The 23,644-nt window shown below is 63.2% G+C and carries 28 protein-coding genes; 15 read left to right on the top strand and 13 right to left on the bottom strand.

Annotation, left to right across the window (positions count from 1 at the left end; translation table 11 throughout):
* Positions 1–16 precede the first annotated feature (16 nt).
* Positions 17–853 carry a lipo-like protein gene (locus AB4Z53_RS04750; protein ID WP_291152986.1) on the bottom strand — a complete coding sequence of 279 codons (837 nt, stop codon included), beginning with the start codon at positions 851–853 and terminating at the stop codon, positions 17–19.
* A gap of 162 nt (positions 854–1,015) precedes the next feature.
* Here AB4Z53_RS04750 and mbfA point away from each other — a divergent pair, with 162 nt between their 5' ends.
* On the top strand, positions 1,016–1,999 hold the full coding sequence (mbfA, locus tag AB4Z53_RS04745; protein ID WP_223726129.1) for an iron exporter MbfA: 984 nt from the start codon (positions 1,016–1,018) through the stop codon (positions 1,997–1,999).
* Between the two features lie 70 nt (positions 2,000–2,069).
* Here the strand turns inward: mbfA and AB4Z53_RS04740 are convergent, their stop codons facing one another.
* Positions 2,070–2,690 carry a transglutaminase-like cysteine peptidase gene (locus AB4Z53_RS04740; protein WP_441594985.1) on the bottom strand — a complete coding sequence of 207 codons (621 nt, stop codon included), beginning with the start codon at positions 2,688–2,690 and terminating at the stop codon, positions 2,070–2,072.
* Between the two features lie 289 nt (positions 2,691–2,979).
* Positions 2,980–3,780: an alpha/beta fold hydrolase gene (locus AB4Z53_RS04735; protein WP_113538906.1), complete on the bottom strand. Its 801-nt coding sequence runs from the start codon at positions 3,778–3,780 to the stop codon at positions 2,980–2,982.
* Positions 3,781–3,999: 219 nt separating this feature from the next.
* Here AB4Z53_RS04735 and infC point away from each other — a divergent pair, with 219 nt between their 5' ends.
* The 10 genes from infC to pheT all read left to right on the top strand — a co-directional run bounded on the left by infC (position 4,000) and on the right by pheT (position 13,420).
* Positions 4,000–4,536, top strand: coding sequence for a translation initiation factor IF-3 (infC, locus tag AB4Z53_RS04730; protein WP_057247869.1), 537 nt, complete (start codon positions 4,000–4,002; stop codon positions 4,534–4,536).
* A 173-nt stretch (positions 4,537–4,709) separates the two neighbouring features.
* Complete coding sequence (locus AB4Z53_RS04725) at positions 4,710–5,252, top strand: hypothetical protein (RefSeq protein ID WP_441594983.1); 543 nt, start codon at positions 4,710–4,712, stop codon at positions 5,250–5,252.
* Between the two features lie 250 nt (positions 5,253–5,502).
* On the top strand, positions 5,503–5,997 hold the full coding sequence (locus AB4Z53_RS04720; protein ID WP_441594982.1) for a PepSY domain-containing protein: 495 nt from the start codon (positions 5,503–5,505) through the stop codon (positions 5,995–5,997).
* A gap of 8 nt (positions 5,998–6,005) precedes the next feature.
* A complete protein-coding gene (locus AB4Z53_RS04715; RefSeq protein WP_113538908.1) occupies positions 6,006–6,671 on the top strand; it encodes a response regulator transcription factor in 666 nt (221 codons plus the stop codon).
* Complete coding sequence (locus AB4Z53_RS04710; RefSeq protein WP_441594979.1) at positions 6,668–8,035, top strand: sensor histidine kinase; 1,368 nt, start codon at positions 6,668–6,670, stop codon at positions 8,033–8,035. Before AB4Z53_RS04715 ends, AB4Z53_RS04710 begins: the two co-directional genes overlap by 4 nt.
* A 223-nt stretch (positions 8,036–8,258) precedes the next feature.
* Positions 8,259–8,462, top strand: coding sequence for a 50S ribosomal protein L35 (rpmI, locus tag AB4Z53_RS04705; RefSeq protein ID WP_065372108.1), 204 nt, complete (start codon positions 8,259–8,261; stop codon positions 8,460–8,462).
* 39 nt (positions 8,463–8,501) lie between these two features.
* Positions 8,502–8,906 (top strand): 50S ribosomal protein L20, encoded by a 405-nt coding sequence (rplT, locus tag AB4Z53_RS04700; protein ID WP_113538910.1) that lies wholly within the window; start codon positions 8,502–8,504, stop codon positions 8,904–8,906.
* Positions 8,907–8,940: 34 nt separating this feature from the next.
* Entirely contained in the window at positions 8,941–9,825 is an 885-nt protein-coding gene (locus tag AB4Z53_RS04695) for a serine/threonine protein phosphatase (RefSeq protein ID WP_441594977.1), read from the top strand.
* 52 nt (positions 9,826–9,877) lie between these two features.
* Positions 9,878–10,960: a phenylalanine--tRNA ligase subunit alpha gene (gene pheS / locus AB4Z53_RS04690; protein ID WP_223726137.1), complete on the top strand. Its 1,083-nt coding sequence runs from the start codon at positions 9,878–9,880 to the stop codon at positions 10,958–10,960.
* A gap of 33 nt (positions 10,961–10,993) precedes the next feature.
* Positions 10,994–13,420: a phenylalanine--tRNA ligase subunit beta gene (pheT, locus tag AB4Z53_RS04685; protein ID WP_441594975.1), complete on the top strand. Its 2,427-nt coding sequence runs from the start codon at positions 10,994–10,996 to the stop codon at positions 13,418–13,420.
* A gap of 62 nt (positions 13,421–13,482) precedes the next feature.
* Here the strand turns inward: pheT and AB4Z53_RS04680 are convergent, their stop codons facing one another.
* From AB4Z53_RS04680 to AB4Z53_RS04670, 3 genes are all read right to left on the bottom strand, one after another.
* Complete coding sequence (locus tag AB4Z53_RS04680) at positions 13,483–13,881, bottom strand: VOC family protein (RefSeq protein ID WP_441594973.1); 399 nt, start codon at positions 13,879–13,881, stop codon at positions 13,483–13,485.
* A complete protein-coding gene (locus AB4Z53_RS04675; protein ID WP_113538914.1) occupies positions 13,878–14,240 on the bottom strand; it encodes a nuclear transport factor 2 family protein in 363 nt (120 codons plus the stop codon). The genes AB4Z53_RS04680 and AB4Z53_RS04675 overlap by 4 nt, the downstream gene beginning before the upstream one ends.
* 102 nt (positions 14,241–14,342) lie before the next feature.
* Positions 14,343–15,338: an aldo/keto reductase gene (locus AB4Z53_RS04670; RefSeq protein ID WP_441594971.1), complete on the bottom strand. Its 996-nt coding sequence runs from the start codon at positions 15,336–15,338 to the stop codon at positions 14,343–14,345.
* A gap of 245 nt (positions 15,339–15,583) precedes the next feature.
* Between AB4Z53_RS04670 and AB4Z53_RS04665 the strand changes: the two genes are divergently transcribed.
* On the top strand, positions 15,584–16,474 hold the full coding sequence (locus AB4Z53_RS04665; RefSeq protein WP_113538916.1) for a LysR family transcriptional regulator: 891 nt from the start codon (positions 15,584–15,586) through the stop codon (positions 16,472–16,474).
* Between the two features lie 80 nt (positions 16,475–16,554).
* Positions 16,555–17,190 (top strand): hypothetical protein, encoded by a 636-nt coding sequence (locus AB4Z53_RS04660; RefSeq protein WP_441594968.1) that lies wholly within the window; start codon positions 16,555–16,557, stop codon positions 17,188–17,190.
* On the opposite strand, the gene AB4Z53_RS04655 is transcribed toward AB4Z53_RS04660, so the two are convergent.
* Together AB4Z53_RS04655 and AB4Z53_RS04650 are read right to left on the bottom strand one after the other, a co-directional pair.
* A complete protein-coding gene (locus AB4Z53_RS04655) occupies positions 17,142–17,615 on the bottom strand; it encodes a GNAT family N-acetyltransferase (RefSeq protein ID WP_223726143.1) in 474 nt (157 codons plus the stop codon). The two genes, AB4Z53_RS04660 and AB4Z53_RS04655, sit on opposite strands and share 49 nt — an antisense overlap.
* A 19-nt stretch (positions 17,616–17,634) precedes the next feature.
* Complete coding sequence (locus AB4Z53_RS04650; protein ID WP_441594966.1) at positions 17,635–18,585, bottom strand: aldo/keto reductase; 951 nt, start codon at positions 18,583–18,585, stop codon at positions 17,635–17,637.
* Positions 18,586–18,785: 200 nt separating this feature from the next.
* On the opposite strand from AB4Z53_RS04650, the gene AB4Z53_RS04645 reads away from it, so the two are divergent.
* Positions 18,786–19,772 carry a Gfo/Idh/MocA family protein gene (locus AB4Z53_RS04645; RefSeq protein ID WP_441594964.1) on the top strand — a complete coding sequence of 329 codons (987 nt, stop codon included), beginning with the start codon at positions 18,786–18,788 and terminating at the stop codon, positions 19,770–19,772.
* A gap of 64 nt (positions 19,773–19,836) precedes the next feature.
* On the opposite strand, the gene AB4Z53_RS04640 is transcribed toward AB4Z53_RS04645, so the two are convergent.
* A complete protein-coding gene (locus AB4Z53_RS04640) occupies positions 19,837–20,256 on the bottom strand; it encodes a hypothetical protein (RefSeq protein ID WP_441594962.1) in 420 nt (139 codons plus the stop codon).
* Between the two features lie 130 nt (positions 20,257–20,386).
* Between AB4Z53_RS04640 and AB4Z53_RS04635 the strand changes: the two genes are divergently transcribed.
* The gene (locus AB4Z53_RS04635) at positions 20,387–21,166 is read left to right on the top strand and encodes an MmyB family transcriptional regulator (RefSeq protein ID WP_441594960.1); all 780 of its coding nucleotides are present in this window, start codon (positions 20,387–20,389) and stop codon (positions 21,164–21,166) included.
* Positions 21,167–21,169: 3 nt separating this feature from the next.
* Here AB4Z53_RS04635 and AB4Z53_RS04630 read toward each other — a convergent pair whose 3' ends face one another.
* From AB4Z53_RS04630 to AB4Z53_RS04615, 4 genes are read right to left on the bottom strand one after another with little or no spacing between them, the layout of a single operon-like run.
* Positions 21,170–21,382 carry a hypothetical protein gene (locus AB4Z53_RS04630; RefSeq protein ID WP_441594958.1) on the bottom strand — a complete coding sequence of 71 codons (213 nt, stop codon included), beginning with the start codon at positions 21,380–21,382 and terminating at the stop codon, positions 21,170–21,172.
* A 14-nt stretch (positions 21,383–21,396) separates the two neighbouring features.
* Positions 21,397–21,759, bottom strand: a complete 363-nt coding sequence (locus AB4Z53_RS04625; RefSeq protein WP_113538923.1) for a transporter — start codon at positions 21,757–21,759, stop codon at positions 21,397–21,399.
* A gap of 9 nt (positions 21,760–21,768) precedes the next feature.
* Complete coding sequence (locus AB4Z53_RS04620; protein WP_441594956.1) at positions 21,769–22,473, bottom strand: class I SAM-dependent methyltransferase; 705 nt, start codon at positions 22,471–22,473, stop codon at positions 21,769–21,771.
* Positions 22,470–23,498, bottom strand: coding sequence for a glycosyltransferase family 2 protein (locus AB4Z53_RS04615; protein ID WP_441594954.1), 1,029 nt, complete (start codon positions 23,496–23,498; stop codon positions 22,470–22,472). Before AB4Z53_RS04615 ends, AB4Z53_RS04620 begins: the two co-directional genes overlap by 4 nt.
* Between the last annotated feature and the right edge of the window lie 146 nt (positions 23,499–23,644).

Raw genomic sequence — 23,644 nt, 5'->3', positions numbered from 1 at the left:
AATCCCAGGAAAACCGCTACACGCTTTTCCTGGGATTGCTCTCATCGGCGGCATACCAGCGCAGCCGCTTGTAGTCGAAGCCGAACTCCAGCGTCGGCTTGACGATCGCGAAGAACGGCGAGAGGTCGAAATCGCGCGGCGTGTAGAGCGAGTGGTGCCGGATGTGCAGGATCTCCTCGCGGGAATAGGTCGAGGTGGCCGCGGCCCGCCCGGGCGCGCGCGTGACTTCGGGAAGGATCGGATAGCGGATCTGCTCGAAGGCGGCCGCAATCAGCGTCGAGCAGATCGCCCGCGTCGGATCGCCCGAGCCGAAGGCTAGCAGGCGGCGGCGCCAGCGCACCGGCACCGGCGGTGTCGGCATGAAGTAGCGCAGCATGTCGAGAATGTTCTTCAGGTCATACTTCATCCCCAGCCGCGAGATCATGAAGCCGACGAGCGCCGTGCGATCATCCGGCGTCAACGCGATCGGCCGGCAAATCCGCGTGTTGAAGGATGCATATTTCTTCAGCGGCACCGCGACGCAGCCCTCGCCGATATTGACCTCGATGAGCTGCGGCCGTTCGATCACCGGCAATGTCGCCTGATCGAGCGTCAGCGGCATCTGGTCGCCGGCAAAGAAGGCGGCGTGCGACCAGGTCGATTGCGTCAGATACTTGATCGCGGCCGAAACCTTCTGGTTGCCTTCGATCAAGAGAACGTCGCCCGGGCGGAGCGTGCGCGCCAGGGTTTCCTGATCGGAAGGAGTATAAGGCTCGTAGCCGGATGTCTGCGCTTGCAGCCGCGCGGCAACCCTTGCGCCGAGACGATCCAGAAACGTGTCCTTGCTTTCGGAAAGCGGATAGATGGTCCTCATCGAGGCGATCGCTCCGGGAATGAAGGGGATTCGCAGGAGCCTTCATCGTGGCTCAGCCGCGACGCCCTGTCGAGAGATTGTCGCATGATTGCATGGCTTTGGCCTTGACGACGCATTCTTCGATTTCTATTTTAGAATTATTCTAAAGAAGGTTTCATTCCGATGTTTTCGCGCCTTTTCTCCCGATCCAAACGGCCCTTTCTTTCCCTAAGCGAACAGGAAATCCTGGCGCTCGCCATCTCCTCGGAAGAGGACGACGGGCGTATCTATCTCGCCTACGCCGACGCGCTGCGGCAGCAGTATCCGCACTCGGCAAAAGTGTTCGAGGAAATGGCGGAGGAGGAAAGCCACCACCGGCAGTGGTTGATCGATCTGCATGTCCAGCGCTTCGGCAGCCGCATTCCGCTTATCCGGCGCGAACACGTGCGTGACTTCCCTGAGCGCAAGCCGGACTGGCTGATTGCCGAAATGCCGATCGAAAAGGCGCGTGAGGAAGCCGAAGCGATGGAGGAGGCAGCACACCGTTTCTACGTCGAGGCCGCGGCGCGAACCCAGGATGCGGCCACCCGCAAGCTGCTCGGCGATCTCGCGATCGCCGAAAAAACCCACGAATCGCTCGCCCGCCGGCTGGGTGAGAAACACACGCCAGAGGATGTGCGCGCCGAGGAGGACCAGACTGCGCGTCGGCAGTTCATCCTGACTTACGTTCAGCCCGGCCTCGCCGGCCTGATGGACGGTTCGGTTTCGACGCTGGCGCCGATCTTCGCCGCCGCTTTTGCCACCCAGGACACCTGGCAGACCTTCCTCGTCGGCCTCTCGGCCTCCGTCGGCGCCGGCATCTCCATGGGCTTCACCGAAGCCGCCCACGATGACGGAAAGCTCTCCGGTCGCGGCTCGCCGATCAAGCGGGGCCTGGCCTCCGGCATCATGACTGCACTCGGCGGTCTCGGCCACGCATTGCCCTATCTGATCCCGCATTTCTGGACGGCGACCGCCACCGCGGCCGTAATCGTCTTCTTCGAACTCTGGGCGATCGCCTTCATCCAGAACCGCTACATGGAAACGCCGTTCCTCAGGGCCGCATTCCAGGTCGTGCTCGGTGGCGGTCTGGTGCTGGCGGCCGGCATCCTGATCGGCAACGCGTGACGGGCGAGCGGCAGATACGAAAAAGGGCCGGTGTGACCGGCCCTTTTGAAACTCTTTGCTTTGCCCTGGATCAGTTGCCGACCGAACCGACGACGACTTCCGCGCCATTCTGGATGGTGACCCAGCGGCCGCTGTGGTTCGAGGCCTGGCGCTTCAGATAGCGGTAAGGCGTGTTGGTCCAGAGCTTTACGCCGTTTTCGAGATTGTCGAGAATGAAGTCGCCCTGCGACGTGCGCACGGTCAGCACCGCGTGGCCTTCGCCATCGGGCTTGCGAACGACGGTGATCAAGAGATCGCTGGCCGAGAAACCCTTGTTCATCAGGCGCTTGCGCTTTTCGAGTACGAAATCCTCGCAGTCACCGGCCTTGTCCGGATAGGACCAGACTTCGTCTCTGCCATGCAGTTCCAGATCGGTGACCGGTATGATCTCGCGATTGACCGCGGCATTCACCTGCCGGATCGTCGCCCAGCCGCGTTCAGTCACGCGCACAGCAACCGTTCCCTTGGAGCGCACATTGCATTCGCTCTTGTACTTCTGGCAGAACTCATAGTGACCGATCGGCTGAGAAGTGGCGGAGCCGGTCTGCATCCATGGAGAAGATCCTGCCTGTGCAGGAATTGCCGTGTTTGCTGAAATGAAAAGTGCGCAAAGCGCTGCGATACTTCCCTTAACCCCAGTCCAAGACGCCATACAAGTCCCCTGCGGCGCGGTATGCCGGACGCTCTCTGTCCGGACGTATTCGCGCAATCCTGAGTTGAAGGCAGCTTCTTTAGGTTCGTCCCCGCTGCTGCTCTAATCGTTAATAAAGAGTTAATAGCGTCGGCGCTGCAGAGTCAATCGTCGGAATCGGGACATCGGGTTTTATGGTTAAAAGCGCGGCGGAGCGCACGCAAACCGTTGCACCGCAGGCGGTCCACGGTGCAGGGCGTGTTTCGGTTCGCGTTGTGGTGGAAGGGGCGGGGCTTGTCCCCGCCCGGCATCAGGCGAGCATCGTGCCGATGGCCTGTTTCATTTTAGCAATATCTTCTTCACGCGAAAGGCGATGATCGCCATCGCGGATGAGCGTCATGACGACATCGTCCGACGGCAGGTGCTCCATCAGTCGCAACGCGTGGGTATAGGGAACGTCGGGGTCGCGCATGCCCTGCAGGATGTGTACCGGGCAGCCGGTGGTGATCGTGCCGTCGAGCACCCGGTTGAGGCGCCCGTCTTCGATCAGCGCGCGGGTGAAGATGTTCGGCTCCGGGCTATACTCGGAAGGTTCCTCGAAATAGCCGCGTTCGGCAAGCGAGAACCTCTCCGCTTCCGTCAGGTTGGGTTCGATCAGTTCCGCCGTGAAGTCCGGCGCCGGAGCGATCAGGACGAGGCCGGCGACACGCGATCCGTCGCCACGCCGCCTGAGTTCCTGGACAACCCGCAGCGCGATCCAGCAGCCCATCGACGAGCCGACCAGCACGACGCGCCCCGGCGCCGCCTGATCAATGACGGCAAGGCTCTCTTCGAGCCAACGCGAGATCGTGCCGTCGGTGAAGGCGCCGCCGGAGGCGCCGTGGCCGGAGTAATCGAAGCGCACACAGGCCGCACCTCGCTCCATGGCGTAACGCTCGACCTCGACCGCCTTGGTGCCGGTCATGTCCGAACGGTAGCCGCCGAGCCAGACGAGCGTCGGCTGTTCCGAAGGCTTTTCCGGGTGGCGCACGCGCATCGCGATCCTGCGCTCAGCCGCAGGCGCACCGACGTCGATGAAGCTGATTTCCGTCTCGGATGGCGTATCCTGCATGCAATTTCTCTCCAAAGGCCGGTTTCGCTGGCGATTTTCTTTCTAAAACAGATTCGCCTTGGTATCGACAGGTGGTGATTTTCCTTGCAAGCCGTGCTATTGACTCTCCCGTCGCAATTCACACATTGCCGTCGGTGACAGATTCAGGCGCTTCATATGTGATCGCGCCGATGATCGAATTAAACTATATTCCGTAAACAGCTCGAGGAGAGTACGACCATTCGCAGACCGTTCAAAACGGACGCCCCCGTCAAGGAGGGACCGCGCTCAAACAAGGAAATCCGGGTTCCCCGGGTTCAGCTTATCGATGCCGAAGGCCAGAATATCGGTGCCGTCCCGATCGACCAGGCGCTCCGCATGGCGGAAGAGGCCGGTCTTGATCTGGTAGAGATCGCACCGAACTCCGAACCGCCGGTATGCAAGATCCTCGATCTCGGCAAGCTGAAATACGCCAACCAGAAGAAGGCGGCCGAAGCGCGCAAGAAGCAGAAGATCGTCGAAATCAAAGAAATCAAGATGCGCCCGAACATCGACACGCATGACTATGACGTGAAGATGAAGGCGATGAACCGGTTCTTCGAGGACGGCGACAAGGTCAAGGTCACGCTGAAGTTCCGCGGCCGCGAAATGGCCCACCAGGAACTGGGCATGAAGCTCCTGCTTCAGGTCAAGGACGACACCCAGGCGATCGCCAAGGTGGAGGCCGAGCCGAAGCTCGAAGGCCGTCAGATGATGATGGTTCTGGCGCCGCGCTAAGCCGCGCTACCGTCGATCAAGAGACCTGATGAAAGCCGCCTGCTGGGCGGCTTTTTTCGTTGCGGGCTCGTGCCGGCACGTTCCTGACAGAATGCTGACAACCTGCCTCAGCGATCTGTCAGGGGGCGGATGCCATTGTCTGTGCATCGGCAACCGGAGAAGGATCGGAAATCATGACTTCCGCGCTGCGAAAAGCCCTGCTTGTTACCACTTTCGGCCTCTGCGGCCTCGTATCCGCGCCGATCGGCCTGTCTGTCATCGCCAATGGTCCTGCGCATCCGTTCTCGGCCGCGGCCCTCGCGGATGACGATGACGGCGACGATCATGGCGGTGGCGACCGCGATGGTCGCGGTCACGATGGCCGAGATGATCGCGACAACGACGACCGAGGTGGTCGGGACAACGACGACCGCGACGACAACGATCAGGGCGGTCACCACGGCGACCGCCATCGCGATGACGACGATGACGATCGCGATGACGACGACTTCCGGGATGCCCGCGCCCGTCCCGAGATCGAGCTCCGCGTTTCCGAGGAAAGCCTTCGCGGTCTGCGCGACGGGTCGCTGATCGCCGTCGACGATCTCGGGCGTGTGCTGGAGGTCGAAGTGGAATTCGAACATGGTGTGCGTGTCGTGAAGGTCGAGCCGCACCGCGGCGACTTCCGCCGCAACCCGGGACCGATTACCACCGTCTCCATCAGGCCGGCGCCCTAATCTGTCCAGAAATGCCCGACGCATTACCCCCGCACGATGCGTCGGAGCGAAGGTCGACCGCCATCAGCCCGCCCGGCGGCTCGATCCGGCTAGCGCATGCCCCCGTGCCAAAGCGGCGCTGGGGGTATGCGCGTTGCTGGCGTTGTGGTCGCGCCTGGCGTAGGCTTGCGCCTTGACGGCAGGGCCCGCGCGCGCTGAGGAAATGAACGCTGAAACCAAACCGAAGAGGCAACCGCGACCGGATGACGCCATGGCGATGACACGACGAGACCTGATAGCGCTCTTCTGCTGCTCGCTCCTGCTTTCGTTGACGCCGCAGCCCGGTCGCTTTGCGGCTCTGGCAAAGGATGGCGAATCCGGCGGTGGCGGCGGTTCACACGGTGGCGGCGGCGACAACAGTGGCAGCGGCCACGGTGGCGGTGATGACGACCACGACGACGATCGCGGCAACGACGGCGATGATGACGACGACGATGACGATGACGACGCAAGCGGCGCTGGCAGTGGTCGCCGCAGCGACCAGGAGCGTGCGCGCGACGCCGTCGAAAGAGGCGATATCCTGCCGTTGAAGGATGTTCTCCGACTGGTCGACGAGGACAAATACGGCACGGTCATCGCGGTTGATCTCAGGCACTCCGGGAGCAGCGAGGTCTACCGGCTGCGCACGCGTGACCGGCAAGGGACGATCCGAAACCTGCGCATCAACGCGCGCACCGGAAAATTCATGAACATCTTCGGTTTCTGAGGGGCGGAATGCGCATTCTTCTGGCGGAGGACGATCCCAATATCGCAGCCCACGTGACAAGCAGGCTCGAGGCGGAAGGCTATGGCGTCGATACGCTTGCGCTGGGGCCGGACATCTGGGAGCGAGGGGAAAGCGGCAACTATGCTGCAATCATCCTCGACCTCGGTCTGCCGGGCATGGACGGGCTGTCGATCCTCAAGCGCTGGCGACAGGCGGGGCTGGAGACGCCCGTCCTCGTGCTGACGGCGCGTGGCTCCTGGATGGAGCGCGTCGACGGGTTCGATGCCGGCGCTGATGATTATCTGCCGAAGCCTTTTCGGGCCGAGGAGCTGCTGGCGCGACTGAGGGCCCTGTTGCGGCGTGCCGGCCCGCGCGTCACATCGGTGCGGGCCGCCGGACGTTTCACCCTCGACGAGGCGACGCGACGCGTGACCTTCGATGGAGCGCCGCTCGAACTCAGTCCTCTCGAGTACCGCATGGTCGCGCTCTTTTTCGACCGCAAGGGCCAGGTGGTTACGCCGCTGGAACTGGCGAGCCATGTTCAGGGCCGCGATGACGATACGGCGAAGAACGCCGTCGAGGCGATGATCGCCCGTCTGCGCAAGAAGACCGAAAGCGGCGCAATCGAAACCCGGCGCGGCTTCGGCTACGTTTTGCCGGACGGACCGGCATGATCCGTTCGCTGCGGCTTAGGCTCGCCATCGGCGCATCGATCGCCATAGGCCTGGTGCTGCTGGTGGTTTGGCTCTCCTTGAGCAGGCTCTTTACCGACTACGTTGTCGAGCGCTACCGCGCGGAAATGGCGACGCTGGTCGATACCATCGCCGCCCAGGTGGCGGTGCGCGACGGCGAACTCGTTCTGCCGCGAGAGCCGGCCGATCCAAGGCTGAGCCTGCCGGCTGGCGGACGCTACTGGCAGATCACTCGCGATGGCGGCACCCCCATTCGCTCGCGCTCTCTATGGGATACTGTGATCGACGACGATCGGCCATCGGCGCCGCACCATCTGGGCTTCCTGGAGATGGAAGGTCCGGACGGGGCGCCCATGCTGATCTATCAGCAAGCCCTGGCGCTCGGCGAGGGACCGACCGCGCAACGGTTTTCCGTTGCGGCCGGCTTTGCCCGCACTGAACTCGACAATGCGCTGGCCGCCTTTCACAGCCAGATCCGGCTGATGCTGCTTGCAACCGCCTTCGTGCTCGTTGGCGCCGCCTTCCTGCAGGGCGCGCTCGGGCTTTCGCCGCTGGTGCGCTTGCGCGATCGGGCGGCCCGCGTTCGTTCGGGCGCCGAGAAGGACTTCGGCTCGGCCGGCCCCAGCGAAGTCCAGCCGCTGGTCGCCGAGATCAATCTGCTGCTTTCCGAGCGCGAGACAGCCCTGGCGCAGGCGCGCGCCCGTGCCAGCGATCTGGCCCACGGGCTGAAGACGCCGCTGACCGTGCTTGCCCAGCTTGCCGAGAGCCTGCCGGAGGACCAGCGGCAGACCGCGCTCGAGCAGGTCGATCTCGTGCGCCAGCGCGCCGATCGCCAGTTGCAGGCGGCCCGCATGGGCGTCGAGCGCATGGCGACCACGTCGATCGCGACGCTTGGGGGTAAGCTGGTCAACGTCCTGCGTCCGATCACGGCGGAGCGCGGCATTGCCTGGGAAGTCGATGTCGATCCGTCGATCTCGCTCGACGTCGACCCGGCGGACCTCGCCGAATGCCTCGGCAACTTGCTCGACAACGCCGCCAAATGGGCGCGGAGCCGCATCCGCCTATCGGCCGAGGCGACAGGCGGGTGTGTGCGCATTGCCGTTGGCGATGACGGTCCGGGCGTTGCCGAGGGCGACAGGGAACAGGTGATGCGCCGCGGCACCCATGGCGAGAACACAAAGGGCAATCACGCCGCGAACACTGGCCTTGGACTTGCGATCAGCGCCGATATCGCTGATGCCTATGGTGCGGTGCTGTCGCTGGGGCAGTCGCCGCTGGGCGGCCTCGAGGCCGCATTGCTTTTCGACGCCGGCGGCGGCCGCCGGAGGCCACGCGATCCCGCCTAGGGCGCGTGCTTCCGGATGTGCTGGGAGATGCGCCGGGCAAAGATGGGGATGCGCTGTGTCATAGCTCGCAGCGTCATCTTCGATTCCCCAGTTGCGCTTTTCGGGATGTACGGTTATAAGCCCCCGTCCGAACGGTCCGGCAGGGCATGCCGTGGCCGTTCTTAACGCTGGAAATGGACCTCGTCTGTCTGTTTCGCATTCTTAAGAACAATGGAGTAGCAAAATGCCCAAGATGAAGACGAAATCGTCTGCCAAGAAGCGGTTCAAGATCACCGCAACCGGCAAGGTTCGTGCAGCGGCTGCTGGTAAGCGCCACGGCATGATCAAGCGTACCAATAAGTTCATCCGCGACGCGCGTGGAACCATGGTTCTCGCCGAGCCCGATGGCAAGAAGGTCATCAAGAACTACCTGCCGAACGGTCTCTAAGACTTTCAGGCATATTGGACACGTTAAGGAGATCATGACATGGCACGTGTAAAACGCGGCGTTACCGCTCACGCCAAGCACAAGAAGACGCTGAAGGCAGCCAAGGGCTTCTACGGCCGTCGCAAGAACACCATCCGCGCCGCCAAGGCAGCGGTTGATCGTTCGAAGCAGTTCGCTTACCGCGACCGCAAGGTCAACAAGCGCAACTTCCGCGCTCTCTGGATCCAGCGCATCAACGCTGCCGTCCGCGAATTCGGCCTGACCTACGGCCGCTTCATCGACGGTCTGAACAAGGCTGGCATCGAAGTCGACCGCAAGGTTCTGTCCGACATGGCTATCCATGAGCCGGCAGCATTCGGCGCTCTCGTCGAAGCTTCCAAGAAGGCGCTCGCCTATCTCAAGGATGCCGGCACGGCAAACGAGTTTGAAAGCGCTGTCCGTTAAGCCAGCGTTTTCCCAAAATCGTTCTTGAAATTTGTTGGGAAACCCGCGCTGGCAGGGCTGGCGCGGGTTTTTCTTATTCTGCGGGACGAAAGTGCACCACGATCGAAAGGGACCGTCAGCGGTTCCGGAGCTTGATGACGACGACATGAAGGCTTTGCTGGCTGCGCTTGCCGCCGGCAGGGAACGTGTCGAGTGTTGCGAGCTCAAGGATCGGACGGTCTGGATCAAGCGTTACCGTCGCCCGGGTCCACGCCTCATCCTGCGTGCTCAGGCGCTCGTCGCGCGGCTCAGCGGATTGCCGGTCCTGCGGCCTTCGCCACTTCTCGGCATCGAGGGCATGATCGAGCGCGAGGTCCGCCAGATCGCTCTCTTCTCCGAGGCCGGCTTCAGGGCGCCCGAGGTCCTGTATCGCGGCCCGACGGTCCTGGTCCTCTCGCACCTGGGACTGCCGGTCAGCAAGCAAATGGGGCCGTTGCGCGCCAGCGACGCGGAAGCGCATGACCAGTTGCTTGTCCGCTGCGCCGCGGAGCTCGGGCGGCTGCATGCCGCCGGGCTTTGCCACGGCCGGCCGCATCCGCGCGATTTTGTCATCGATGGCGACACGTTCGGCTTCCTCGATTTCGAGGAGGTGCCGGCCACCGTGATGCCGCTTGCAACCGCTCAGGCGCGCGACTTGTGGCTGCTGTTCCTGCAGGTGGCGAGCAGGGCGCTGCGACCGGAGACGCCGGACCGCGCCTTTGCAGCCTGGAGGGTCGTCGCTCCCAGGAAGGCCGCCCGCGCGCTGGGTGAGTTTATTCCGATGGTCCGGCGCTTCTTGCCGCTTGCGCGCTTTCTGCTGCGCATGCGCGAGGGACAGGACCTTGTCCGTTTCATTGCCGCGACTGCCTATCTGGCCAACGTGACGCAATCATATTCCTGAAGACTAGAACCGATATAGAACCGAACCCATTCCCGCATCGAGGCAGGACAGAATGAGCGAACTGGAAACACTGGAACGGACACTGCTGGCGGACATCGACGCCGCCGGTGACGAAGGATCGATCGAGACGGTGCGTGTCAACGCGCTCGGCAAGAAGGGCTCGATCTCCGAGCTCTTGAAGACGCTCGGCACCATGACGCCGGAAGAGCGCCAGACCCGCGGCGCCCAGATCAACGCGCTGAAGAACACGGTTGCCGAGGCGATCGCCGCCCGCAAGTCGGCGCTCAAAGATCAGGCGATCGCCGAGCGCCTGGCGCGCGAGACCGTCGACATCAGCCTGCCGGTCCGCTCGTCGCCCGCCGAGCGTGGCCGCATTCACCCGATCAGCCAGATCGTCGACGAGATCACCGCGATCTTCGGCGACATGGGCTTCTCGATCGCGGAAGGTCCCGATATCGAGACCGACTACTACAACTTCACGGCGCTGAATTTCCCCGAGGGCCATCCGGCCCGCGAGATGCACGACACCTTCTTCTTCAACCCGGATGAGAAGGGCGATCGCAAGGTACTGCGTACGCACACCTCGCCGGTGCAGATCCGCACCATGGAAGCGCAGCAGCCGCCGATCCGCATCATCATCCCCGGCAAGACCTACCGGCAGGACTCCGATGCGACCCATTCGCCGATGTTCCATCAGGTCGAAGGCCTGGTCATCGACAAGGCTGCGAATGTCGCCAACATGCGTTGGGTGCTGGAAGAATTCTGCAAGGCCTTCTTCGAGGTCGACCAGGTGACGATGCGTTTCCGCCCGTCCTTCTTCCCCTTCACCGAGCCGTCCTTCGAGGTCGACATCCAGTGCGACCGTTCCGGCCCGATCGTGAAGTTCGGCGAGGGCACCGACTGGATGGAGATCCTCGGTTGCGGCATGGTGCACCCGAATGTGCTGCGCTCCGGCGGGCTCGATCCGGACGAGTACCAGGGCTTCGCCTGGGGCATGGGCCTCGACCGCATCGCCATGCTGAAATACGGCATGCCGGACCTGCGCGACTTCTTCAACGCCGACGTTCGCTGGATGACCCATTACGGCTTCCGCCCGCTGGACATGCCGACGCTGTTCGGCGGTCTCTCGGCCTGATCGCGCGCAGATATTTAGGACACAGGTGAAATCATGAAATTCACGCTTTCCTGGCTCAAGGACCACCTTGAAACCGACGCTACGCTTGAGGAAATCTGCGCGCGCCTGACGATGATCGGGCTCGAAGTGGAAGATGTCGACGACAAGGCCGCCTTCAAGCCCTTCGTCATCGCCAAGGTCGTCTCGGCCGAGCAGCATCCGAACGCCGACAAGCTGCGCGTGCTGATGGTCGACACCGGCTCGGGCGCTCCGATCCAGGTCGTCTGCGGCGCACCGAATGCGCGCGCCGGTCTCGTCGGCGCCTTTGCGGCGCCCGGCACCTACGTGCCCGGCATCGACGTGACGCTCGCCGTCGGCACCATCCGTGGCGTCGAAAGCCGCGGCATGATGTGCTCGGAAAAGGAACTGCAGATCTCCGACGACCACAACGGCATCATTGACCTCCCCGCCGATGCGCCCGTCGGCACGAGCTACGCCACTTACGCCGGCCTCGACGATCCGATGATCGAGATCAACCTCACGCCGAACCGGCCGGACTGCACCAGCGTCTACGGCATTGCCCGTGACCTCGCCGCTTCCGGCCTCGGCACGCTGAAGACGCGAAAGGCACCGTCCTTCGCCGTGGAAGGCAACACGCCGGTGAAGCTGACGCTCGACCTCGGTGAAGACAGGCATCTTTGCCCGGGCTTCTCCCTGCGGCTCGTGCGCGGTGTCAAGAACGGTCCGTCGCCGACGTGGATGCAGCAGCGTCTGCTGGCGATTGGTCTCCGCCCGATCAACGCGCTCGTCGACATCACCAACTACATGACCTTCGACCAGGGTCGCCCGATGCACGTCTTCGACGCCGCCAAGGTCAAGGGCAACCTGACCGTCCGCCGCGCCAAGGACGGCGAAACCGTGCTGGCGCTCGACCAGCGCGAATACAAGCTCGGCCCCAACAACGTCGTCATTTCGGACGAAAAGGCGATCGAGTCGATCGGCGGCGTCATGGGCGGCGAGCATTCCGGCTGCGACGAGAACACCACCGACGTGCTGATCGAGTCGGCGCTCTGGGACCCGATGAACATCGCCAAGACCGGCCGCACGCTCGGCATCATCACCGATGCGCGCTACCGCTTCGAGCGTGGCGTCGACCCGGAATACATGGTGCCCGGTCTCGAACGCACCACCGAACTGGTGCTCGAACTCTGCGGCGGCCAGGCGGCCAAGGCAGAAGTGGTCGGCTATGCGGGTCATGAGCCGAAGGTTGTCGACTTTCCGGTTTCCGAAGTGAAGCGCCTGACGGGTCTCGAAGTTTCCTCCGAGGAAAGCGTCTCGATCCTGAAAAAGCTCGGCTTCGGCGTCGAAGGTTCGGGTGAACGCTTCAAGGTCTCGGTTCCGTCCTGGCGCCCGGATGTCGACGGCAAGGCCGATCTCGTCGAAGAGGTCATGCGCATCCACGGTGTCGACAACATCGTCGCCGCGCCGCTGCCGAGCCATGGCACCGTCAACGGCAAGATCCTGACGACGCTGCAGATCCGTACGCGCCTTGCCAAGCGCGCGCTCGCGAGCCGCGGCATGCTGGAAGCGGTCACCTGGTCGTTCATCTCCGAGGGGCAGGCAAAGCTCTTCGGCGGTGGTGCGCCGGCGCTGAAGCTCGCCAACCCGATCGCCTCCGACATGTCGGACATGCGTCCGTCGCTGCTGCCGGGGCTGCTGACCGCCGCCCAGCGCAATGCCGACAAGGGTTTCGGCGACGTCGCGATCTTCGAGGTCTCGGGCACCTATGAAGGCGATACGCCGGACGCGCAGCGCCGCGTCGCCGGCGGCATTCGTCGTGGCACCGCATCGCTGAATGGCGCCGGCCGTCTGTGGTCGAACGCGGCCAAGGGCGGCGGCAAGCCGGTCGACGTCTTCGACGCCAAGGCCGACGCGATTGCCGTACTCGAAGCCTGCGGCGTACCTATGGGCAACGTCCAGTTCGAGCCGGGCGGTCCCGCCTGGTACCATCCGGGCCGCTCCGGCACCATCAAGCTCGGCCCGAAGATCGTTCTCGGCACCTTCGGCGAATTCCATCCGAAGACGCTCGAAGCGCTCGACGTCTCGGGCGCGCTCTCAGGCTTCGAGATCTATATCGATGCCATGCCCGAGCCCAAGAAGAAGGCGACCCGCACCAAGCCGGCGCTCGACCTCTCGCCGTTCCAGGCGGTGAAGCGCGACTTCGCCTTTGTCGTCGACAAGGCGGTGGAAGCGGGCGTCATCCTGCGCGCGGCCTCCGGCGCCGACCGCAAGCTGGTGACCGGCGTCAGCGTCTTCGACGTCTTCGAAGGTGCGTCGCTCGGCGAGGGCAAGAAGTCGATCGCCATCGAAGTCACCATCCAGCCGGTCGAGCGCACGCTGACCGACGAGGACTTCGAGGCGCTGACCGCCAAGATCGTCGCCAATGTGACGAAAACGACGGGCGGCGTGCTGCGCGCCTGATCCGAGCCAACACGGCAGATACGAAAAGGGCCGCTGCATTGCAGCGGCCCTTTTCGCTTGAGCTAATCGGTATGCTGCATCAGTTCGATGCGGTTGCCGAAGGGATCGTCGACATAACATCTGCGGTAGCCGGCAAGCGGCTCGTCTTCGACCGTTGCCACGCCAGCCGCTTCGAGCCGCAGCCTCAGGCGATCGAGATCGTCGACGAGGAAAGCGGGGTGGGCCTTGCGCGCCGGCCTGAAGTCCGGGTCGATGCCGAGATGCAGGCGGATGCTGCCTTGCTCGAACCAGCAGCCACCTCGGGTAAGAAGGTTGGCCGGCTTGCTGACCTCAGAGAAACCGAAGAGACCGCCGTAGAAGCCGCGTGCCGCCGGTTCGGCACCCGCCGGCATGGCAAGCTGGATATGGTCGATGCCGATGAGCCTGCCCGTCGGCTCCGATTTCGGCAGGATCGCCGTCATGACGCGTGCTGGTGGAAGACCTTGTTGACGATCACCCAGCGCCCGTCGATCTTCACCAGCGCCAGATGGTCGGAGTAGCGTTCGCCGGCGAAACTGTCGACCACCCGCACGGTTGCGGTATCACCGGTGATATCGATCTTCTGCACGTCCATCTCCGGCTGCGTGCCAGGGGGGGCTGCACCCGCCTCGACGATCGTCTTGATGAAGCCGTCGCGCGTCGTCCATTCGAGCGCGCCCTTGTAGTTGCCGATAATCGCCGCATCGGGGTGAAACGCCTTGCGCAGTGCGCCCTCGTTGGCAAAGGCCATGCCGTCGACATAGAGGTGCACCACCGCGCTGATCGCCTGCTCGTCGGACATTCCCGCTCCTCCTGAAATGTTCACCGCTGGTTGAGAAGTAGTGCGCCCGGCGCGAATTTCGATGGGGAGCTCCCCGCTTCGGCTGAAACGGGGAGAGTTGGGTCAACGGTTGGTGAGCGCCAGCGAGGCGTCCGCGTAGCGACTGCCGGCGACATGTTCCGGAGAAAGCGCGTCAGCGAGGCGACTGGATTCCTCGGCACTGAGGGTGATCGCCGCGGCCGCCGCATTCTGCTCCAGATGGTTGAGCTTGCTGGCGCCCGGGATCGGCACGATGAAATCACCCTGATTGATGACCCAGGCAAGCGCAAGCTGGGCGGCGGTCACGCCCTTCTCCGCAGCCAGCACTTGCAGCGTCTCGACGAGCCGGGCATTGGCATCGAAATTTTCCGCCTGGAAGCGCGGCAGAGTGCGACGGAAGTCGTCGGCTGCGAGATCCTCGGCCTTGCGGATTGCACCCGTGAGCATGCCGCGTCCGAGCGGGCTGTAGGGCACAAAGCCGATGCCGAGCTCGCGGCAGGTGGCAAGCACATCGGCTTCCGGATCACGCGTCCACAGCGAATACTCGCTCTGGACGGCGGCGATCGGATGGACCTTGTGAGCGCGGCGGATGGTGGCGGCGCTCGCTTCGGAGAGGCCGATCGCCCGCACCTTGCCCTCGCGCACCAGTTCCGCCATGGCGCCGACAGTGTCCTCGATCGGCACGTCAGGATCGACGCGGTGCTGGTAGTAGAGATCGATGACATCGGTGCCGAGCCGCTTGAGCGAGGCTTCTGCCACGGCCTTTGCATGTTCCGGCCGCCCGTCGACGCCCCTGATCGCCTGGGCCGCCGGCACGCCGGGCTCGATGCGGAAACCGAATTTGGTGGCGATCGTCACCTTGTCTCGCACGGCACCGAGCGCCTTGCCGACGAGTTTCTCGTTCTCGAACGGGCCATAGACTTCGGCCGTGTCGAAGAAGGTGATGCCGAGATCGACGGCGCGGTGAAGCGTGCGGATCGACTCCGCCTCATCCGTAGCGCCATAGGCGAAGCTCATGCCCATGCATCCAAGGCCGATGGTGGAGACGGTAAGGTCATTCCCGAGTTTGCGGGTCTTCATGTCGTTTCCTTGTCTGGCTGCCACGCGTCGGAACTAGCGTGCTGGGAGCGCACGTCTATCGTCCGAGGCATGAATTGATGGTTGGATACCGCCGATGCGCCCAAGTGGCGGGCGGCGGTTCCTCGTTGCCATCGCAGACGATCTCCTCGCTTCGTCCAGGCGTTGGCAACGATTGAAGAATAGGGCCATCTGCTGCGGCTGAAAATCACTGTCAATTCTCACGGGTTGTTCTATTATTTCGATCAATGAACAGAACGCAGCTCTCCCAACTCGCGGTATTGGCCGCCGTCGCCGCCCATGGCAGCTTTCGCGGGGCTGCCCGGGAGCTCGACGTGGCGCCATCCGCCGTCAGCCATGCCGTCGGCAGCCTCGAAGCGAGCCTCGGCATTCGGCTTCTGGCGCGTACCACGCGCAGCGTCGCGCCGACCGAGGAGGGGCGCCGGTTGCTCGAACGGCTGGCACCGGCGCTCGACGAGATCGCCCATGCATTGGAGGCTGCCGCCGACGCCCGCGAGCGTCCGGCCGGGAACCTACGCATCACGGCGCCGCGTTTTGCTGCCGACCTCATCCTCGCACCACGGCTTGGGGCTTTCCTGGATCGTTATCCCGAGATCGTGCTCGAAATTGCCAATGAGGACGGCTTCACCGATATCGTCGAAGAGGGCTACGATGCCGGCATCCGGCTCGGCGAAAGCCTGGAGGCGGACATGATTGCCGTGAGGGTCGGGCCGGAACTCGAAAGTGCCGTCGTCGCTTCGCCAGATTACTTTAAGCGATATGGCCGACCGCAGCATCCGCGGGATCTGGCCGCGCATCGCTGCATTCGGCGGCGCTTCTCCAACGGCACGCTCTATCGCTGGGAGTTCGAGAAGGATGGCGAGGAGCTGACGGTGTCGGTCGAGGGACCACTGATTCTTGGCGAAGACCGGCCGATCATCAAGGCGGCAATGGGTGGCGCCGGCCTTGCCTATCTGTTCCTGTCCCGTGTCGAGACCGGGATTGCCGAAGGGAAGCTGGAGCGCGTCATGGAGGACTGGTGCGCGCCCTATGCCGGTCCCTATCTCTACTATCCGAGCCGCCGGCAGATGCGGCCGGCGCTGCGCGCCTTCATCGATTTCTTCCGGCACAGCGGATAGCAGACGGCTCGAAATCGGGTGGCGCGGCAGGCCCGGATCTGGAATGCCATTTGTTTCGTGTTTCGATGAGAGGAAAGCCCATGAAGAAGCCCGGTTCGATGAAGGGTCTCGAAGATCTCGGCCGGGTAAGGCTCTCCCGAAACTTCTTCTTCCGCGATTTCCTGCATTCGGAAATCGCCGATTTCTACCGCATTCCGAACATCCCCGATGATCCCGATCTGGCGATCGAGGCCGGCCGCCGTCTCTGCGAGGAATTGCTGGAACCGCTGGAAGCGACCTTTGGCCGTCTCGTCATTCGTTCAGGCTACCGCAACCGCGCCGTCAACGGCTTCGGCAATGCCAATGGGCTCAACTGCTCGACCAATGCCGCCTCGGCCGCCGATCACATCTGGGACATGCGCGATGCGGACGGATGCATCGGAGCCACTGCCTGCATCGTCATTCCCTGGGTATGGGATCGCCGCGGCGAGATCGGCGGCTGGCAGTCGATCGCCTGGTGGATCCACGACCACTTGCCCTATGCCTCGCTCTGCTTCTTCCCGAAGCTCTGGGCTTTCAACATCCAGTGGCACGAGCGGCCGGCACGACGGATTTCAAGCTTCATCCAGCCGCGCGGGCTGCTGACCAAGGCCGGCATGGCGAACCATGCCGGCAAACATTCCGAGACCTATGCCGGATTTCCGGATTTGAGGACCTCGCCGAAATTGACCTTGTAGCGCACGTGCTCGTCGGTCCCGGAGTAACGGTCATAGAGCCGCCGTGCCGTGGCATTGTCGGCTTCCGTGTACCAGTAGAGCCGGTCCCAGTCCTTGTCCCGGCAGAGCGCGATGAGATCGTCGATCATCGCCCGTGCCACGCCCTGGCCGCGTGCAGCGGGATCGACATAGAGATCCTCGATGTAGCAGATCGGCCTCCGGAAGAAGGTGGCGAGCTGTTCCTGGCAGATCGCGAAGCCGACCAACTGGGTGTCGAGGATCGCCAGCCGCGCGAAAAGCGGTGCTGCCGGATCGATCAGCCTCTTCCAGGTGAGATCGATGATGTCTTCGGCCAGCTCGGAGCCGGAAAAGGCGACATAGCCCGCCCAGAGCCGGCGCCAGTCCGCCTCGTCGCCGCTTGCCGCGGGGCGTATCGTCAACGCCATCGTGTTGGTTCAGCTCCCGTCATTCGCCGACATCGTTGAGCTTTCGGATCGCTTCGTCCGACAACCTAAGCTCGGCAGAACGAATGAGGCTCTCCAATTGCGCGAGGCTTGTGGCGCTGGCGATCGGTGCGGTGACACCCTTGCGGGTCCGCACCCAGGCGAGCGCGATTTCCGCCTGGGTCGCCCCGGTTTCTGCCGCGATGTCGTCGAGCACGCCGAGGATTCGCATGCCGCGCCCGTCGAGATATTTCTCGACACCGCTGCCGCGCGCCGAGCCTTCAAGGTCCTTGTGGGTCCGGTACTTTCCCGAGAGAAAGCCCCGCGCCAGACCGAAATAGCTGATGACGCCGATCTCTTCGGAAATGCAGAGATCGCGCAGCGGCCCTTCGAATGCGTCACGGTCGTAGAGATTGTATTCCGGCTGCAGCACCTGATAGCGTGGCAAGCCCTGGTTGGCGGAAACGTCAAGCGCCTCGCGCAGTTGCAGCGAGTTCAGGTTGGAGGCGCCGATGGCCCGAACCTTGCCCTCGGTCAGCAACTGATCGTAGGCCGCGAGCGTCTCTTCGTAGGGCGTTTCCGGGTCCGGCCAGTGCGAGAGATAGAGGTCGATGTGGTCGGTCTGCAGCCGCTTCAGCGAATCTTCGACCGCCTGCAGGATCCAGCGACGCGAGAGCCCCTTGCGATTGGGCCCGAGCTCCGAGCCGACCTTGGTGACGATCACGGCCTTGTCGCGTGACCGGCCGGACTGTTTCAGCCATTTGCCGATGATCGTTTCGGATTCGCCGCCCTGATTGCCCGGCGCCCAGGAGGAGTAGACATCGGCAGTGTCGATGGCGTTGAACCCAGCATCGAAAAAGGCATCGAGCAGGGCGAAGGAGGTCTTTTCGTCGGCGGTCCAGCCAAAGACATTGCCGCCGAATACGAGTGGCGCGATTTCCAGGTCGGTGCGGCCAAGTCTCAGTTTTTCCATGGTTTTGCTCCATTGGACTGGATGAAGGCATGGTGCGATCGGGAGGATTGCGAAGAGAAAGATAGGGCAGAAAAGCTGACATTGTCACCCGCCCCCGGGCTTTTTTCTCAGGAAGGGGAATCCTCGGTCGGGCGTATGCAGCCGCTTGATAGGTACGTACCTCGGCGCTAGTCTTTGCGACCAAATCAGGGAGCCTCGCCATGCTACGTTTCGGAATTCTGTCCACGGCCAAGATCGGCCGCGACCTCGTCGTGCCTGCCATTCAGGACGCGGAAAATTGCGTCGTCTCGGCTGTTGCCAGCCGCGATTTTGCCAAGGCCCGAGCCAAGGCCGATCGCTTCTCGGCGCCGCATGCTTTCGGCTCCTACGAGGAGATGCTGGCCTCCGACACCATCGACGCGGTCTATATTCCGCTGCCGACGGCTCAGCACGTCGAGTGGTCGATCAAGGCGGCCAATGCCGGCAAGCACGTACTATGCGAAAAGCCGATCGCGCTGCGTGCCTCGGAGATCGATGCGCTGATCGCCGCGCGTGAGCGCAACGGTGTGCAGATCGCCGAAGCCTTCATGGTCACCTACAGCCCCGTCTGGCGCAAGGTGCGCTCGCTACTGGCCGAAGGCGCGATCGGCCGGCTGCGCCACGTCCAGGGTGCCTTCACCTATTTCAACCGCGACCCCAACAACATGCGCAACATTCCCGCGCTTGGCGGTGGCGGCCTGCCGGATATCGGCGTCTATCCCACGATCACCACCCGCTTCGTCACCGGCAAGGAGCCGGTGCGGGTGCAGGCAAGCACCGACCGTGATCCGGAGTTCGGCACGGATATCTATTCGAGTGTGCGCGCCGATTTCGGCGACTTCGAGCTCAGCTTCTACATCTCCACCCAGCTCGCCGCGCGCCAGGTCATGGTCTTCCACGGCGACAAGGGTTTCATCGAGGTGAAGTCGCCCTTCAACGCCGACCGCTACGGTCGCGAGGAGGTGGAACTGACGAACCAGAACCACGCCCAGTCCCAACTATTCCGCTTCCAGGATGCGCGCCAGTACAAGCTCCAGGCGGAAGCCTTCTCGCGCGCTGCCAAGGGCGAGGACGAGGAAGTGGTGACGCTCGAGAATTCCCGCCTCAATCAGAAATTCATCGATGCGATCTACCGCGCCAGCGCCAGGGACGGCTGGGAGACGATCTGAGCCATAGGACGAAGCCCGCCGGCTTGGCTGGCGGGCCTCTATTCTGATCTCTTGGAACTGATGGTCAGGCGATGGCGGCGTTGCGTTCCCGCGCCAGTCCCCGCAGCTTGAAGAACAGGAAGTCGGCGACACCGATCATGCCGACGACGACGAGAGCGATACCGGCTGTGGAAAGAAAAGCATAGGCGTTCAGCAGCAGCGCCAGGCTTGCCACCTGCCAAAGCACGTCACCGGCAATGCTGATCCGCGCCGATGCCGTCACCGGGCCGCCGTTGCGCGCTGCCGAAAGATGGAAGAGGCCCCAGATCAACAGTCCCGCACCCAGCGCCTTCAACATGACAGGCGTAACCAACGGCGTGGCAGACGCGCTGGAGAGCGCAGCCAGCGGCACCGCCGCGAGGATCAGAGCGGCGCCGGCAACAAGCGAGAAGGCGCCGTCGGCGAGGAAGGTTTTGTTGAGAAGGCTGCGGTTCGAGAGGTTCATCTTCGGCTCCATCCGTTTGTCGATGGCCAGATGTTTGCGCCGATGACGTCATCAAGCCAATTACCTCTGAGGTAATGGATTTTACCCCGCACGCGCGCCACTCTGCCGGTCCACTGGAGAATCACGACACATGCTGTTCGGAGAACATCTGAAGGAATGGCGCGGGCATCGCCGCATGAGCCAGCTTGACCTCGCGGTTGCCGCGGGCATATCGGCGCGGCACCTGTCGTTCCTGGAAACCGGCCGCTCGAAGCCGTCGGAGGGCATGATCCTGCGACTGGCCTCGGTGCTCGATATTCCAGCCCGCGACCAGGGCACGCTGTTTTCGGCAGCCGGCTTTCGGCCGCGCATGGCGACGCGGCCTGCTGCGGGGCTCGATGCCATGCCGCCCGCTGTCGCCAACGCCATCCGGCTGATCCTGGCGCGCCACGATCCCTATCCCGGCCTGGTGCTCGACCACGAATACACGTTGCTCGTCGTCAATCCGGCGCTGGCGAGCCTTGCTGTGGCAGCCAACATTCCGTTTCAGCCGGGAGAAAACTTCCTCGACACCTTCCTCGGCAACGACAACGTTCGCAAGCTGGTCGTCAACTGGGAGGCAGCGGCGGCCGATCTCGTGCAGCGCGTGCGCACCGAGGCCTGGTTGCAGGGGCCGCGTAGCCGTCTCGGCAAACGCCTGGAAAAGGCAGCGTCGAATTCGGCGATCGAGCGTGCGATTGATAATCATCCGGACACGGACCGATTGCCCGTGCTGCCAATCGAGCTCGATGTCGGCGGCCTGCGGCTGAGCTTCATCACCACGCTGCAGACCTTCGGCTCGACCCAGGATGCCCTTGTGGAAGGCGTGCTGATCGAATCCTTCTTCCCCGCGGACGAGGAGACCAAGGCGTTTTTCGAGCGAAAGGGATGAGCGCTACCGGCCGTCCCGCTGCAGGTCGATGGCGATGGCGCCGCAAAGCATCAGCGCGAGGCCCATATTGTAGGCGCCGATCGCCGCCGCAGCTTCAATCCAGTTGCCGCTTGCGCCGGCCAAAACCAGCAAGACCGAACCGACCAGCAGGCAGACGCGCGGAGAACGCAGACTGCATGTGATGATGCCGAGGAGGAAGGAAGCGGTGACGATCATGGTCCCGGGCACCCTTACGAATTGATGATGATCATGCCGCTGATGATCAGCGCGGCGCCAAGGGCGTAGCGCAGCGTCACGGCCTCGCCGAGAAAGACGGCGGCAAGCAGCGGCACGATGCAGAAGGTCAGCGCCATGAACGAATAGGCGATCGTCAGCGGCACGGACTTGATCGTGAAGATCCAGATGATCGTGCCGATGCCGTAGACCGCCAAAGCGATGAGCAGTGTCGGGCTGAAGGCCAGCGCCAGCAGCCCTTGGGCGTTGGCGTTTCCGGTCTTGGCGCTCGTGAGCTTGAAGAGAATCTGACCGGCCGAAATCAGCACAGGCGTGAAGAACAGACCGAACCAGACGGTGGGCGCCAGATTGAGGTTCATCGCCACGCCTCACACCGCCCCAGCTTTGTCTTCGCAGTAGAAGATGTCGCGGCCGATATCGACGCAGTCGTGCTTGGCTGGAACCGGATGCACTGCGCGCAGGAAGGAGTGGGTGTAGGGGAAGAAGTTGAAGTGTGGGTTGAACGTGTAGCGATACTCGCGCTCGCGCGGCACCACGATGATCAGGCGCCGGCGGGCAATCCGGCGGAGCTCGGAGATCGCCTTGCGATAGTCGAGGATATGTTCGATCACATGCGTGCAGACGACCGTATCGAATTCGCCATCCGCAAACGGCAGGTCCTCGATCATCGCGGCGTGATACTCGATGCCTTCGATCCGGGCTGCATCGTCGATGGCGAAGTCGACGCCCGTGAGGCGCTGAAGGCGAGGGTTGGCCTCCCGGATGCGCTTCAAGAGGACGCCCGTTCCGCAGCCGACGTCGCAAACGCTGTCGCCCGCGATGCTGGCCGCGATCTTGCGCACACAGGCTTCGGAGTTATCGGTTCCCTCGTGAACCCTCGGATGATGGCGGTAGAGGTCTTCGTATTCGCGGGCCGAAAGGAACGGCGCCCGAGCGCGAAACTCGGCAAGGTGGGCGATGTGCTTGCCCCAGGCGAGGCTGGCCATGCCCTTGAAGAAGCGCGAATCCCTGAGGACCGGCGGGATGACGTCTTCGATGATGAAGCGTATGCGGTTGGTCGTTTCCCGGTTCATCCGTGGCGTTCCCGAACAATGCGTGGCGTCGGCTGCAAGCCGGTTTCCTGGTCGTCAACCCGGGTCGAAGCGATGCCGCTGTTCAGGCTGGCAAGGGGCGTTGCCCGTGAAGGGGTCGCAATATAGTGCAGCCGAAGCTGTTCGGTCCGGCCCCGCGAGACTGAATCGAGGATCACGCCCGCCGTGAACATGATGATCGACATCATCAGCATGGCCAGCGCGAAGACCCAGGTCGGCATGCGCGGCACGAGCCCGGTGGCGAAATATTCGAACAGCACCGGCATCATGAAGCCGATGCTCGTCGCAAAGAATGCCATGCCGATCAGTCCGAAGAACGTGAAGGGCCGCGTTTCTTTCATGAGCATCGCGAAGGTCCAGAGGATCTTGGCGCCGTCCTTGTATGTCGACAGTTTGGAATGGGAACCTTCCGGGCGCCGGCCATAGTCCAGTTCAAGCTCCGCGACCGGCAGCTTGAGACGCGAGGCATGAACGGACATCTCCGTCTCGATTTCGAAACCGTTGGAAATGGCCGGGAAGCTCTTGGCGAACCGTCGCGAGAGCACGCGGTAACCGGAGAAGATGTCGTTGAAATCCGTGCCGAATATTTCCCGGTACAGAAGGTTGAAGATCCTGTTGCCGAAGGCGTGACCCTGTCTGCCGGCATCGTCGTGAACGCCGCGTCGCGTCCCGACGACCATGTCGGCGCGCTCGGTGATCAGGGTGCGGATCAGGTCTTCCGCATCCGTCGGGCAATAGGTGCTGTCGCCGTCGGCCATGACATAGATGTCGGCATCGATATCGGCGAGCATGCGGCGCACCACGTGCCCCTTCCCCTGCCGGCGTTCGCGCACGACGGTCGCACCGGCGAGCATGGCCTTCAGCGCCGTGCCGTCGGTCGAATTGTTGTCGTAGACATAGACATGTGCCGTCGGCAGCGCCGCCTGGAAGCCCTGAACCACTTGTCCGATGGTCGATGCTTCGTTGTAACAGGGCAGCAGTACGGCGATGTTGAAACGGTCGAACATCCGGGTGGCTCGGCTCGTGTTGGGTTGGCGCCATCATAGGCATCAGGGTGTTAACAAGACGCCAAGGGCACGTTCGTGCGTGCGGCGCCTGGAGTCGACCGCTGCAGGCTTTACGCTTTCTTGAGCGCGTATCGTTAGGCTGCCAT

This window comes from Ensifer sp. 2TAB8 (assembly GCF_052115125.1).
In the GTDB taxonomy this organism is placed as follows: Bacteria; Pseudomonadota; Alphaproteobacteria; order Rhizobiales; family Rhizobiaceae; genus Ensifer.
The sequence above is the reverse complement of the archived record's forward strand: the minus strand, read 5'-3'. Positions and strand labels throughout refer to the sequence as shown.

What these genes read in the sequence shown, in the direction of transcription:
- AB4Z53_RS04750 (WP_291152986.1), bottom strand. Translation starts at nt 853, where the DNA reads ATGAGGACCATCTATCCGCTTTCCGAAAGCAAGGACACGTTTCTGGAT.
- mbfA (WP_223726129.1), top strand. Translation starts at nt 1,016, where the DNA reads ATGTTTTCGCGCCTTTTCTCCCGATCCAAACGGCCCTTTCTTTCCCTA.
- AB4Z53_RS04740 (WP_441594985.1), bottom strand. Translation starts at nt 2,690, where the DNA reads ATGGCGTCTTGGACTGGGGTTAAGGGAAGTATCGCAGCGCTTTGCGCA.
- AB4Z53_RS04735 (WP_113538906.1), bottom strand. Translation starts at nt 3,780, where the DNA reads ATGCAGGATACGCCATCCGAGACGGAAATCAGCTTCATCGACGTCGGT.
- AB4Z53_RS04725 (WP_441594983.1), top strand. Translation starts at nt 4,710, where the DNA reads ATGACTTCCGCGCTGCGAAAAGCCCTGCTTGTTACCACTTTCGGCCTC.
- AB4Z53_RS04720 (WP_441594982.1), top strand. Translation starts at nt 5,503, where the DNA reads ATGGCGATGACACGACGAGACCTGATAGCGCTCTTCTGCTGCTCGCTC.
- AB4Z53_RS04715 (WP_113538908.1), top strand. Translation starts at nt 6,006, where the DNA reads ATGCGCATTCTTCTGGCGGAGGACGATCCCAATATCGCAGCCCACGTG.
- AB4Z53_RS04710 (WP_441594979.1), top strand. Translation starts at nt 6,668, where the DNA reads ATGATCCGTTCGCTGCGGCTTAGGCTCGCCATCGGCGCATCGATCGCC.
- rpmI (WP_065372108.1), top strand. Translation starts at nt 8,259, where the DNA reads ATGCCCAAGATGAAGACGAAATCGTCTGCCAAGAAGCGGTTCAAGATC.
- rplT (WP_113538910.1), top strand. Translation starts at nt 8,502, where the DNA reads ATGGCACGTGTAAAACGCGGCGTTACCGCTCACGCCAAGCACAAGAAG.
- pheS (WP_223726137.1), top strand. Translation starts at nt 9,878, where the DNA reads ATGAGCGAACTGGAAACACTGGAACGGACACTGCTGGCGGACATCGAC.
- pheT (WP_441594975.1), top strand. Translation starts at nt 10,994, where the DNA reads ATGAAATTCACGCTTTCCTGGCTCAAGGACCACCTTGAAACCGACGCT.
- AB4Z53_RS04680 (WP_441594973.1), bottom strand. Translation starts at nt 13,881, where the DNA reads ATGACGGCGATCCTGCCGAAATCGGAGCCGACGGGCAGGCTCATCGGC.
- AB4Z53_RS04675 (WP_113538914.1), bottom strand. Translation starts at nt 14,240, where the DNA reads ATGTCCGACGAGCAGGCGATCAGCGCGGTGGTGCACCTCTATGTCGAC.
- AB4Z53_RS04670 (WP_441594971.1), bottom strand. Translation starts at nt 15,338, where the DNA reads ATGAAGACCCGCAAACTCGGGAATGACCTTACCGTCTCCACCATCGGC.
- AB4Z53_RS04665 (WP_113538916.1), top strand. Translation starts at nt 15,584, where the DNA reads ATGAACAGAACGCAGCTCTCCCAACTCGCGGTATTGGCCGCCGTCGCC.
- AB4Z53_RS04660 (WP_441594968.1), top strand. Translation starts at nt 16,555, where the DNA reads ATGAAGAAGCCCGGTTCGATGAAGGGTCTCGAAGATCTCGGCCGGGTA.
- AB4Z53_RS04655 (WP_223726143.1), bottom strand. Translation starts at nt 17,615, where the DNA reads ATGGCGTTGACGATACGCCCCGCGGCAAGCGGCGACGAGGCGGACTGG.
- AB4Z53_RS04650 (WP_441594966.1), bottom strand. Translation starts at nt 18,585, where the DNA reads ATGGAAAAACTGAGACTTGGCCGCACCGACCTGGAAATCGCGCCACTC.
- AB4Z53_RS04645 (WP_441594964.1), top strand. Translation starts at nt 18,786, where the DNA reads ATGCTACGTTTCGGAATTCTGTCCACGGCCAAGATCGGCCGCGACCTC.
- AB4Z53_RS04640 (WP_441594962.1), bottom strand. Translation starts at nt 20,256, where the DNA reads ATGAACCTCTCGAACCGCAGCCTTCTCAACAAAACCTTCCTCGCCGAC.
- AB4Z53_RS04635 (WP_441594960.1), top strand. Translation starts at nt 20,387, where the DNA reads ATGCTGTTCGGAGAACATCTGAAGGAATGGCGCGGGCATCGCCGCATG.
- AB4Z53_RS04630 (WP_441594958.1), bottom strand. Translation starts at nt 21,382, where the DNA reads ATGATCGTCACCGCTTCCTTCCTCCTCGGCATCATCACATGCAGTCTG.
- AB4Z53_RS04625 (WP_113538923.1), bottom strand. Translation starts at nt 21,759, where the DNA reads ATGAACCTCAATCTGGCGCCCACCGTCTGGTTCGGTCTGTTCTTCACG.
- AB4Z53_RS04620 (WP_441594956.1), bottom strand. Translation starts at nt 22,473, where the DNA reads ATGAACCGGGAAACGACCAACCGCATACGCTTCATCATCGAAGACGTC.
- AB4Z53_RS04615 (WP_441594954.1), bottom strand. Translation starts at nt 23,498, where the DNA reads ATGTTCGACCGTTTCAACATCGCCGTACTGCTGCCCTGTTACAACGAA.